The sequence below is a fragment of the Tenuifilum sp. genome (assembly GCF_037481895.1).
Classification (GTDB): domain Bacteria; phylum Bacteroidota; class Bacteroidia; order Bacteroidales; family Tenuifilaceae; genus Tenuifilum; species Tenuifilum osseticum.
Window position 1 is genome coordinate 1 of record NZ_JBBFKU010000030.1, and the last position, 12,325, is coordinate 12,325.

General features: G+C 43.6%; 8 protein-coding genes and 1 tRNA gene. 4 read left to right on the forward strand and 5 right to left on the reverse strand.

Annotation, left to right across the window (positions count from 1 at the left end; genetic code table 11):
- Positions 1–205, forward strand: a 205-nt coding sequence (locus tag WHS63_RS09625) for a T9SS type A sorting domain-containing protein (protein WP_445204927.1), incomplete at its 5' end; no start/stop codon positions are given.
- A 200-nt stretch (positions 206–405) separates the two neighbouring features.
- Here the strand turns inward: WHS63_RS09625 and WHS63_RS09630 are convergent.
- On the reverse strand, positions 406–1,509 hold the full coding sequence (locus WHS63_RS09630) for an Ldh family oxidoreductase (protein WP_445204928.1): 1,104 nt from the start codon (positions 1,507–1,509) through the stop codon (positions 406–408).
- 603 nt (positions 1,510–2,112) lie between these two features.
- On the opposite strand from WHS63_RS09630, the gene WHS63_RS09635 reads away from it, so the two are divergent.
- On the forward strand, positions 2,113–2,295 hold the full coding sequence (locus WHS63_RS09635; RefSeq protein WP_445204929.1) for a hypothetical protein: 183 nt from the start codon (positions 2,113–2,115) through the stop codon (positions 2,293–2,295).
- 248 nt (positions 2,296–2,543) lie between these two features.
- Here WHS63_RS09635 and WHS63_RS09640 read toward each other — a convergent pair.
- A tRNA-Leu gene (locus WHS63_RS09640) sits at positions 2,544–2,630 on the reverse strand.
- A gap of 66 nt (positions 2,631–2,696) precedes the next feature.
- Entirely contained in the window at positions 2,697–4,616 is a 1,920-nt protein-coding gene (dxs, locus tag WHS63_RS09645; protein WP_445204930.1) for a 1-deoxy-D-xylulose-5-phosphate synthase, read from the reverse strand.
- Positions 4,617–4,780: 164 nt separating this feature from the next.
- Between dxs and WHS63_RS09650 the strand changes: the two genes are divergently transcribed.
- Both WHS63_RS09650 and ychF read left to right on the forward strand, forming a co-directional pair.
- Entirely contained in the window at positions 4,781–5,812 is a 1,032-nt protein-coding gene (locus WHS63_RS09650; protein ID WP_445204931.1) for an OmpA family protein, read from the forward strand.
- Between the two features lie 79 nt (positions 5,813–5,891).
- Positions 5,892–6,983, forward strand: coding sequence for a redox-regulated ATPase YchF (gene ychF, locus WHS63_RS09655; RefSeq protein ID WP_445204932.1), 1,092 nt, complete (start codon positions 5,892–5,894; stop codon positions 6,981–6,983).
- Positions 6,984–7,032: 49 nt separating this feature from the next.
- On the opposite strand, the gene WHS63_RS09660 is transcribed toward ychF, so the two are convergent.
- Positions 7,033–9,498: an ATP-binding response regulator gene (locus tag WHS63_RS09660; RefSeq protein ID WP_445204933.1), complete on the reverse strand. Its 2,466-nt coding sequence runs from the start codon at positions 9,496–9,498 to the stop codon at positions 7,033–7,035.
- Positions 9,499–9,956: 458 nt separating this feature from the next.
- Positions 9,957–12,248 carry a tetratricopeptide repeat protein gene (locus WHS63_RS09665; RefSeq protein WP_445204934.1) on the reverse strand — a complete coding sequence of 764 codons (2,292 nt, stop codon included), beginning with the start codon at positions 12,246–12,248 and terminating at the stop codon, positions 9,957–9,959.
- Positions 12,249–12,325: the final 77 nt, after the last annotated feature.

Sequence of the window (12,325 nt, forward strand, 5' to 3'; positions counted from 1 at the left end):
CCCGTTCACTGATCGTATCTACTTTACCGGAGCTGAGGTTACCCGTGTAACCATTACCTCCGTAATTGGTCAGGTAGTAATGGATCGTCAGGTTGAGAATACTGAATCGGTTGATGTTAGTTCACTTGACCGCGGTATTTACCTGGTACGCTTCTACAACAGCAAGGGCGAATCGGTACTACGCAAGCTTGTAAAAGAGGAATAACATTCCCATTGCAATAAAACGAAAGAACCCCGCTAATGCGGGGTTTCTTTTTGGATGTTAGTTTATAGTTGATGGTTGATGGTTGACGGTTGATAGTTGATGGTTGACGGCTTAAGAAACCACCTTCTATCATGAATCTGAAATCTGAAATCTGAAATTTTAAATTTTTATCCTTTAACCTTTATCCTTTAACCTTTTCTTTACTCAAAGCTTGGCAAAAACTCGTTCAACCCATACTCCTTGCAAATTCCCTGAAACTCCTTAAGGAGTTCGTCGCCAAACGGAACCCCTTTATCCTTACGGGTTTTCCAAACCTCATACTCTTTTTCGCCAGCGGTATAAATACGGGGTTGTCCCGGCATCTTTTTCGATGCCCTTAGCTCACGTAGGATATTCCCGGTAGTCCGCTTAAAATCATCAACCTCAGTAAACGCACTAATATCAATAGCAATAAAGAAATGACCCAGGTTGTATGGAACCTTTTTGCCATCCTTAAAGCCGGTGAGCATTTTCAGGTAAGCTCCCTGCTGTAGAGCTGCAGAAAGAATTTCCACAACAGTGGCATAACCATATCCCTTGTAACCTGCGGTTTCCTCGCCTATACCTCCAAGTGGCGTTAATGCAGCTTTACCGCTAGTTAAATCGACGAGTACTTCCTTGGGATCGGTTTTGCTTTCGCCATTCTCGTCAATCACCCAACCCTTTGGCAATATTTTACCTTCCCTTTCGTAGAGTTCAATTTTTCCACGTTGGGTAATTGATGTGGCGCAATCCAGAAGGAATGGGAAAGGCTCATCGGTAGGCATTCCGAATGTTAAAGGGTTTGTACCTAACATATTTTCCACCCCAAAGGTAGGTGCAATTGATGGGCGAGCATTGGTTCCGGTAATACCAATCAGGTTCTCCTTTACTGCCATTAAAGCGTAATAGCCCGCAAAACCGTAGTGAGTTGAGTTACGTACGGCAACCATTCCCATTCCAAACTTTTTGGCTTTCTCAATTGCCATTTTCATGGCATTGTAGCCAATTACATGCCCCATGCCATTCTGGCCATCAATTACGGCAGTGGTTGGGCCCTCCTTTACAATTTGATAGTTGGTAATGGGGTTCAGAATACCGTCCTTTATTCGATCGAGGTAAATGGGTTTTAGCCTGTTTACCCCGTGTGAATCGAACCCAAGCTTATCGGCCTGAATTAAAACATCGGTTACAATTTTTGCATCGTTTTCAGGTATTCCGGCTTTAACCAGTACACTAACCATGAAGTTTTCAATAACTTCAAAGGGAATAAATTTTTGCGCCATAGGTTTTATTTTTTTGCTTTTCAGAACCCAAAATTACGGATTTTAAATTCCTGCCACAAAACAAAAATTTCCTTATGTCATCCTTAGCCTCGTGTATCAGGATAAACTACGTCAAGGAATCACTTTAAAAAAGAGATGAAGGTACAAAGAGATGCTTCGGCGAGCTCAGCATGACAAAGGGCGTAAGGATACTAGGAGTATTGTCATTCCGGGCTAGTCGAGGAATCTCATTAAAGGATAAAGGTTAAAAATTTCAGATTCATGATAGAAGGTGGTTTCTTAAACCATCAACCATCAACCATCAACCATCAACTAACATGTTATCACAGGGTTACACAGTGTAACATGGTGTTACACAGAATTGCATTCACGAACAACGATACACGAACAACGAACAAATTTTCAAGCCCCGTAGGGGCAAAACATTTGTAATCACGTGGCCACACTCACATATATTGCGATGCACGCAATACTTAAGCCAAAGAGCAATGGTGAAACTTTGCATCGCAAAGGAAAAATCATTACAAAGAGCGATTTACACGTTCTTTCTTGTCTTGATACAAGAAAGAACCAAAGAAAATCAAGGCTGAAAAGCCCGACCCGATGGGTACCCCGCGGGTGGAACTGCCACGCGATACTATTCGCCACGCCTACGGCGTGACTCATGTGGTATCGCTTACTATACCCACCGCCACGTTCCACCCCCGACCCATTGTCGGGTCTGGCTTTTATGCCAATGCCTGCTTTTTCCGTTCCTTACTCGCTCAGGTAAAAGGGCTGTGGTGAAGCCGTTACCAACATTCAACCTAGATGACCCCTCTAAATCTCCCCTGAGAGGGGAGACTTTAGCCCTGTAAAAAACTTTCTAATTGCTTCACCCCTCTCATATCAGGAGAGGGGCTGGGGGTGAGGTTGTTTTCCACGAAAAAAGAACAACTTCACATATCATCCTGAACCCTACGAAAAACCTTCCTAACTGTTCGGCATTGAACCCGATACTGGAAATGAAAAAAGCCTCGAATGATTCGAGGCTTTGGTACCCGGGGCCGGGGTCGAACCGGCATGGTATTGCTACCACTGGTGTTTGAGACCAGCGCGTCTACCAATTCCGCCACCCGGGCGTTGTAGAAAATCGGTGCGAAGATAATAAGTTTATTTAATTTGTCAAAACAGTTTTGGGCAATATCTTAGCCTGCCCTCAGCTTCACCTTTTTGGTAATATAACGTTTGGCAGTTTTGTAGATATTCTCAATATCGTAGCCACATTCGGCGTAGAGTTCTTGCTGGGTTCCCTGTTCAATAAATGTATCGGGAATACCCAGGCGTACTACCTTAATGCTGTAGCCATTATCGTTGAACCACTCCAGTACGGCACTACCAAAACCGCCGGGCAGGCAACCGTCCTCAACCGTAATAACTGTTTTAAACTCCTTGCCAACAGCTTCAAGTATTTCAACATCGAGTGGTTTAACAAAGCGCATGTCGGCATGAAAAACTGCGTGGCCATCGGCCTCGAGCATGTCGGCCGCCTTAGCCGCAAGGTTACCAATGTGTCCAATGGACAGAATTGCTATATCGGTTCCAGTTCTAAGAACTCTACCATTGCCCAATTCAACACGTTTGAAGGGTTTACGCCAATCCACCATAACGCCATTGCCTCTTGGGTAGCGGATTGAGATAGGCCCCTTGGGCTCAAGCTGTGCAGTATACATTAAGTTACGCAACTCCTCCTCGTTCATTGGTGCGGCAACGGTCATGTTAGGAACGCTGCGCATGTATGCCAGGTCGTAAGCGCCATGGTGTGTAGCGCCATCGTCGCCAACTAAACCGCCGCGGTCAAGGCAGAAAACTACCGGTAGGTTTTGTAGTGCAACATCGTGTATTACCTGGTCGTATGCCCGCTGCATGAAGGTAGAGTAGATGTTGCAGAACGGGATCAGCCCCTCAGCTGCCAGACCTGCCGAGAAGGTTACAGCATGCTGCTCAGCAATGCCCACATCAAAAGCTCTATCGGGCATCTTTTGCATCATGATATTGAGGGAGCATCCGCTTGCCATGGCCGGGGTAACCCCAACTATTTTCGGGTTTTGCTCAGCAAGCTCAACCAGGGTTTCGCCAAAAACATCCTGGTAGCGGGGTGGGGTAGGCTTATTGGCATCCACCTTAATCCTCTCGCCGGTCTCCTTATCAAACAATCCCGGTGCATGGAATGCTGTTTGATTATTCTCAGCGGGCGCATACCCTTTGCCCTTAACGGTAACAATGTGCAGCAACTTTGGCCCGGGTATATCCTTCAAATCCTGGAGTACGCGTGTAAGGTAAATCACGTCGTGGCCATCAATTGGTCCAAAATACCTGAAACCCATGGATTCAAACAGGTTGCTTTGCTTGAGTAAGGCTGCTTTAATGGCGTTCTCAACTTTCTGGATAAGGCTTCGTGTCTTGGGGCCAACCCTATCGAATCGTCCCAGAATATCCCACACCTCATCCTTTAGCTTGTTGTAGGTTTTTGATGTGGTGATATCGAGCAGGTACTCTTTCAGAGCCCCAACACTAGGATCTATTGAGATATTGTTGTCGTTAAGGATAACTAGCATGTTTGGGTTGATGCCACCCCCGTGGTTAAGGGCTTCAAAGGCCATTCCGCCGGTAAGCGCACCATCGCCAATTACAGCCACTACTTTTCGGTTTTCAAGCTTCAACTTCGATGCTACCGACATGCCAAGAGCTGCGGAAATGGATGTGGATGAATGGCCAACGCCAAAGGCATCGTACGGACTCTCGGAACGCTTTGGAAATCCGCTAATCCCCTTGTACTTACGGTTTGTGTGAAAAACATCGCGACGGCCGGTAAGTATTTTGTGGCCATAGGCCTGATGGCCAACATCCCAAATAATACGGTCAAAAGGAGTGTTATAAACGTAGTGGAGGGCAATGGTTAGCTCAACCACCCCTAAACTCGATGCAAAATGGCCCGGATTCTCCGAAACAATATCAATGATAAACTGCCTGAGCTCAGCGCTTAAATCAACCAGCTGCTCAGGTTTTAACCTTTTAATATCCTCGGACGAATCGATATTGCTTAGCAATGCGTACTTGTTCTCCATAAACACCATTCCCCTCACTATACCTTAACAGCTAAAATAGCACTTTGTTACATATTTTTCCAAATCTTTTCTGTCTAAATAGTAGTTTTATGTTGATATTTTAAGAATGTTTCAAAATGCGAGGGTGCAATTAAATTTTTATATTTGTTCAAAATAATTGCAACATGAAGCAATGTTCAAAATACTCTAAAGCCCTGATACTTGGGTTGGCAATTCTAACTGCATGCGTGCCTGCCAAGGAATTCCAAGCGCTACAGGACAAAAACGCAAAGTGCGAGGAGGAGCGTGAAAAGCTAACGGTGGAAAACGAGGCCCTTACAACTAAAAACTCGGAACTCGACAGTAAAACACGTATTCTTCAGGCAAAGGTTGATGCCCTCACAAGCGACAGCATAAACCGTGCAGTTACTTTCAACCGCATTAATGAGGAGCTAACAACGCTTAAGGAGCGTTACTCAGAGCTTCAAAGCCTACAGGATGGGGTAATTTCGGGTAGCAAGGATGAAACCAAAAAGCTTTTACTTCAAATACAGAAAACCCAGGAAGAGCTGCAGGAGAAGGAAGATGCCCTTAAAGAACTTGAGCGGAGGCTATACCAGCGTAAACTTGGGCTCGATAAGGTGCAGGCAAACCTCGATAGCATGAAACGTGAGCTTGATGCACGCAATGCCCGGTTGGTTGAGCTGGAGCGAATGCTAAATGCCAAGGATTCAGTTATGAGAGCCCTACGGAAAAAGGTTGCCGATGCGCTTTTTGGGTTCGAGGGCAAGGGCCTCACAGTCTCAATTCAGAATGGCAAGGTTTACGTATCGCTGGAGGAAAAGCTGATGTTCAAATCGGGTAGTTACGAGATTGACTCAAAGGGTGCCGCTGCAATAAAGCAGTTAATCCCAGTTCTTGAACAGAACCCCGATATTAACATAATGGTTGAGGGTCACACCGACGATGTCCCATACCGAGGAACAGGAGGGCTACAGGATAACTGGGATTTAAGCGTAAAACGTGCCACTACCATTGTACGCCTACTGATTTCAGGTTCAAGGATTGACCCTGTGCGTGTAACTGCAGCAGGGCGGAGCCAGTACCTTCCCATCGATAGGGCTAAAACACCCGAAGCCCGACAAAAAAATAGGCGCACTGAGATTATTCTTACCCCCAAAATGGACGAAATACTCCAGCTGCTGGAAAGCAACTAAACTCAAAAGCGGCATTAGCCGCTTTTTTTGTTATCTGACCTATTTGCTGTAATTTTGTGCTCAAATAATTTGAATAGCAATGGGTCTAAAATGTGGCATAATTGGTCTTGCCAACGTGGGCAAAACTACTATTTTCAACTGCATGTCGAGCACTAAAGCCTTAACTAGCAATGTGGCTACCGGCACAGGAAAATCGAACATCAGTACAATAAACGTCCCCGATAACCGGCTTTACGAACTTGAAAAGCTTCAACCCACTGAGCGTATTGTTCACACCACCGTTGAGATTGTTGATATTCCCGGTTTATCAAAAACAACTGGTAAGGGCGAGGGCAATAAGTTCCTGGCCGATGTTCGTAACTGCGATGCGTTAATCCACGTGCTACGCTGTTTCGACGATCCCTCGCTACCCCATATCGACGGTTCCATTGATCCCGTTCGCGATATTGAAACGGTTAACTTTGAGTTGCAGGTTCGCGACCTGGAATCGGTTGAGAAAAAGTTACAAAAGGTTGAAAAAGCTGCAAAGGTAGGCGATAAGGAGGCAAAAAAAGCTTTTGAGGTTCTATTGGTGTACAAGAACCACCTTGAGTCGTTCAAAAACGCTTCAACTGTTCCAGTTGATGAGCACGATAAAAAGTATGTTGACGATCTTTTCCTGCTTACCACAAAACCGGTTATTTACGTATGCAATGTCGACGAAAAATCGGCTGTAAACGGTAACCAGTATTCCAATAGGGTAAAGGAGTTCCTAAAGGATGAAAAAACGGAAATACTGATTATAGCCGGTAAGGTTGAGGCAGAAATATCGGAACTTGAGAGTGAGGATGACCGCAAAGCCTTTTTGGCCGATGTTGGGCTTACTGAGCCCGGCGTTAACAAGCTTATTAGAGCGGCATACTCCCTGCTAAACCTCGAAACCTTTTTTACCGTTGGGCCCAAGGAAATTAGGGCATGGACAATCAAAAAAGGGATGACAGCGCCACAGGCTGCTGGAGTTATCCATTCCGACCTAGAACGCGGCTTTATTAGGGCCGAGGTTATGAAGTATAACGATTTTATTACCCTTGGTTCAGAGCACGCTTGCCGCGAAAAGGGAAAACTATTTGTTGAAGGTAAAAACTATGTTGTTGAGGATGGCGATATTCTGCATATCCGTTTCAACGTATAAAGAACTGATAAATTAACCGTAAGCCCCAACTCAAGTTGGGGTTTTGTTTTTATAGGAAACGTTTAATGAGGTTTAGTAGTTCATCGGGGTCAATTGGTTTTGTAACAAATGCGTTACAACCAGCATCCCTGCAGGCGCTCACATATTCGGAATCGGTAGCAGTTTGGGCAATGATAGGGATTTGCTTATTTATCTTTCGTATCTCAATGGCAGCCTCTATTCCGCTCTTAAAAGGTAACTGAATGTCAAGTAGAATTAAATCGGCTGCCCTTTCAATGGTTGCTGCCTCAATGGCATCTTCGCCGTTTTTAACATGAATAACAGTAGCGCCCGTTTTGCTAAGCAAAGCGTGTAGGTACTGGTAGTTTATCAGATCATCCTCTACCACCAGAATTCTTTTACCAGTAAAGTTGAATGCCTCCTTATTTGCGTTGGAGTTGGGCACTGTTATAGGTAGCACAAGAGTAAAGGTTGATCCTTGGCCAGGTGAGGATTGAAGCTTTATGCTACCCCCTAATGCAATGGCATACCCCATGGCTATGGTTAATCCAATTCCCAGACCATCGTAAAAAATTGGGCTGGAATCATCTAGGTGCTTATAAAAACGCTCAAAAACTTTCTTCTGGATATCGTTAGGTATACCAACCCCTGTATCCTTTACGTATAGGTATAACAACGAGTTCTCGTTTATGGAGTAACCCATTTCAACCCCACCCTGGTGGGTAAACTTGAAGGCATTCTCTAAAAGATGAATAATAATGCTACGCAAACGGTAGTAATCGCATATTACTATTGCCCTATCGTCGGGCAACGATTTATTTACCCTAAAAAAGAGATTTTTATCATCTATTTCAGCAATGGCGTCAAACTCCTTGTAAACATCATCGAGCAGCTGATTAAGGTTGACCTCGGACAGCAGTAGGTTTACCTGGTTGGTTTCAATTTTGGAAAGTTCAAGGATATCGTCAACTATTCTTACAAGTTTATTGCCCAAACGCTTAACCTGTTCGCCTATCTGCGAACGCTCTTCAGCAGTGCATTCTGGTGCCGAAAGGTAGTAGGAGAGTCCTAGTATTCCGTTCAGTGGTGTCCGGATTTCATGGCTTATATTTGCCATGAAAGCGGATTTAATTCTTTCAAGCTCCCTTATTTTATCAATAGCATTATTCAACTCCCTGGTTCTATGTTTTACCAGGGAATCGAGTTCATTATTGAACTTGAAAAGCTGAGAATTTGTATGCTCTAAAAGCTTTTTCTTTTGGGAGAGCTGTATGGCAAAGTAAACAATTACGCTGAGGGTTAGGAGCAAAAGAATTGAAAAGATTGTGTACAAAGTAATTATCTTTTTATCCTTGTGTTCATTTAACGATTTCAGCTCCAGCTGCATTTGTAGCTGCTGGTTTTCCCTTTCCTGCTTCTCAATCTGCAACATTGAGTGTAGCTGTGCAACCTGAGTTATAAGCTTCTTGGTGAATGTTTTATCGGTATATTCCAAAAATTCCTTTAAACATTTTTGGGAATTCTTAAAATCGCCGGTTGCCTCGTAGCAGGTTGATAGCTGCCTGTTAGCTTGAGCTGAAATATCTTCCTCGCCATTGAGTTTGGCTAGGCGTTTAGCCTCAAGTAAATATTTAATTGCAAGCCCAAATTGCGCTAAACCAGTATAACACCGGCCAATTGCCAAATTGCTTAGAGCAATTCCGCGAGTGGAGCTGAGCGTTTTGCTTATGGTTAATGATTGATTATGGTAGTATAATGCGGAATCAACCTTGCCCAAGTTCTCATAAAAAAAACCAATGTTATCGTAAAACGAGGCAAGCATTAGCGAATCCATATACTTGCCATAGCTGTTAAGTGTGGAAAAAAAGATTTGTCTTGCACTTTCCCAGTTCCCAATTTTGGTTAAGCTTAAACCTACATTTCCCTTAACCCTTACATAGTTTTTGTAGCTGTGAGCTTTTTCGTAGTAGTTTGCTGCTTTCTCAAAGAAATCGATCGATGCCAGTAAGTTCTCAAGGGTGTAGTAAATAATTCCAAGTGAGTTATAGCAATTTGCTAGCAAGGCACTATCGTTAATCGATGTAGCAAGTTTTACACTTTCCTCAATTAACTGAATTGCCTTTACATAGTTCGATTTCCGAACATAGCAAGAACCCAGGGTATAGTAAGTTTTTGCCGTTCCTGCACTATCGCCAACAATATTGTAAAGAACCAATGCCCTTTGTAGGCTATCGATGGCGGCATCGTAACTGTTTAGCCTAAAAAGAGCGTTACCCATTTCGTGAGTAGCATCAGCAAGCAAGTGCTTGCTATTTGTAGCTTTTGCCTTATGGTATGCCTCGCGAGCAAACGCTATTCTTACCCGTGGCGATTTTGCATTAACCGCTGAATCGATTAAGGTCTTTACTGCAATACTATCGGATTTTGGCTGGGAAAATACTGATAATGGATATTGCAAAAGCAAAGCTGCAGAACAAAGTATTAAAACTCTATGTAAAAAATTTGAGCTTTGCATAGTTGGACTTTATCATGCAAACATAAAACACTTTACGATAAATTGAAAGAAAAGTTAAAAACGATTTACTACTAGTGCTATATGACGGATTCAGCAGTTATAGACACCCAAAAGTGCCATGAATTAGCAAATTCAACCAGACTAATTTTAGAGGAATGAGTCGGAATGAGTCGGAATAAGCAGAATATGATGGAGTTAGAGGAAGTTAGAGGAATTGTAAAAAGTGAACGGCTAAACCAAATGACCAGGAATTAACAAATTCAACCGGGCTAATTTTAAAGGAATGAGTCGGAATAAGCAGAATTTGATAAGTCGGGATTACCTCGATAAGTCAATAGAAACAAGATGTGTAAATATTTTATTTTGTTTCTATTGACTAAACTCGGTTTATAAGAAGAGGGTATCAGGAAACCCTTGTATTAGGTTGATAATTTTATGAAATGAGAGAAGTTTGGCTGTCAAACCCTAAATCCCATTATAAGTATATCATCAACCTGTTTCTCGTTACCCTTAAACTCATCGAATTTTTCCTGTAGAATACTTTGCTGGGTGTTTAATGGCAGGTGATGAATATCGAGCAGAAGCTTTTTAAGGTTCACCATCATAAATTTTGAGTTTTTGGGGCCTCCAAACTGGTCGGAGTATCCGTCGGAAAGCAGGTAGAACAGGTCGTTTTCAAAGATAGTAAAGGTGTGGTTAGTAAACATTCGTTCCTCAATAATGTGATGCCCAATTGGCCTTTTATCGCCTTTAATTTCGTAAAGAGTACTTCCGTCAGCTATAACAGGGTTTGAGTGCGTTGGAGGGGCCTGCACGGAGGAATCCCTTATGAGTAACAAAGGGAAATAAGCGCCTGCGTAATGGGCCTCCATCCTTTTTCGGTCAACTATGAGCATACCCATATCCATACCGTCGTGTGAATCGTTATCGGTTTCGGCCGGGTTGAGCGAGGCAATAACAAGGCGGCGGAGGCGGAAAAGGATATCGGCGGCATTCTCAAAACGTTGTGTTGCGGTTAGTTCCTTTAACAGGGTAATGCCAAGCATACTCATAAAAGCTCCGGGAACCCCGTGGCCAGTGCAATCGGCTGCTGCTATCGCAATTCTACCATCGGTTAGCTGTGTTACCCAAAAGAAATCGCCACTAACAATGTTTTTGGGTTGGTAGAGCACAAAGTGATCGCGCAGCAGTGTGGAGATTTGCTGGCTGCGCGGAAGAACAGCAGCCTGAATACGGCTCGCATACTTAATACTATCGGTTATTTGCTTTTGTTGTTCGGCTATTTGGTCACGTTGCCTTTCGGCCAAATCGCGCTGGGCCTCAATCTCCTGTTTCTGGTTTTCAATTTCGTTCTTTTGCCTTAATATCTCAGCGTTCTGCAGGATGAGAATTTGGTTGGTTCTCTTTTTTTCGCGGTAGAATCTGAATACTACAGCTGCCAGAGCAAGGCTCAAAACTAAAGCTATTGAAATAAGCAGGGTTGCCATTCGCTGCCGTTCAAGCCTGGCTTGCTGCATGGCATCGCGCTGGCGCGAGATTAACTCCTGTTCCTTTTCCCTTTTCTCAAAATCGTACTGCATCTCCAGCTTGGCTATTTGGCTGGCGTTAACGCTATCCTTAAGTGCCGAATAGCTGGTAAAGTACTCGTATGCCTTTTTGTAATTACCTTTCCTGCGTTCGGCGTCCGATAGGCTATAGTATATATCGCGTAAATCGGTAGTAATCTTTTGCTTTTGGGCATCGTTTAACGCTTTATTCAGAAGGGTAATCCCTTTGGCAAAGTTTCCCCTTTGCAGCTCAAGTTCACCCATGTATCGGTTAAGCTTTGCCATATCAATACTATCGTTTACCTGCTGTTTCAGCAATAGCGATAGGTTAAGGTAGTATTCGGACTGCTGGTACTGTTTTTTATCAAAGTAGATAATTCCCATCAGCAGGTAGTTAGCTGCCTGTGCGTGTATGTTTCGGGTGCGTGAATTCTCATCAATTACCTTACCCAGTAAATCGAGTGCCTTGTCGTGCATACCGGTATGGTAGTAAATATTGGCCAACTCGGTTTGTGCCAGGGTTATGCCGGTTTGATTGTTAAGCCTGCGGTAATGGTTCAAGGCATTTTCGGCATACTGCAAAGCCCTTTCGTTAATCTCCAATCGGCTAAAAAGACGCGAAATGCTTAACGATGTCCAGGCCATACCCTCGGTTTCGCCCGATTGCTCAAAAATTTCAAGGGCATCGAGCATGTACTGCAAGGCAATTGAGAAATTACCCGTAATTGCAAACACCGTTCCAATATTAACCAATGTGCGGGCAATTTCTACCTTGCTTCCTATCTTGTAGTTGTAGTCCAGCGCTTTTTTATACTCATCAATGGCTTGACTGTAGTAGCTTTTTAACTGATAAACGTTACCAATACGGTTGTGTAGTAACGCTTTAAGTTGAATATTATCCGATTGCTCTGCAAGCATCAACGATTTATTGAAATGTTCAAGAGCAAGCTCAAAGTCGTTGCGGTTGTAGTAGGCATAACCTAAACTAAAGTAAACCCGGGCCGCAATATCGGGTTGATTTACTGCATCGACCTTTGCCAAAGCTTGCCTAGCAACGCTAACGGCCGAATCGGGGTTAACTGTCCGGTAATGCTCTGATAGCCTTAAAAGGCTATCGATTTCCTGTGCATGTAAACCCGCAAAAATACTAACTGCTAAAAACACCAAAAAAGTGATGCACTTTTTAATATTCAGTATTCTCATAGTGCTGTCCTGTTCTACCAGGAGCAATTTACCAAAAAAAATTTGATGGGCTAATTTTTACTGATGAACTATTACGA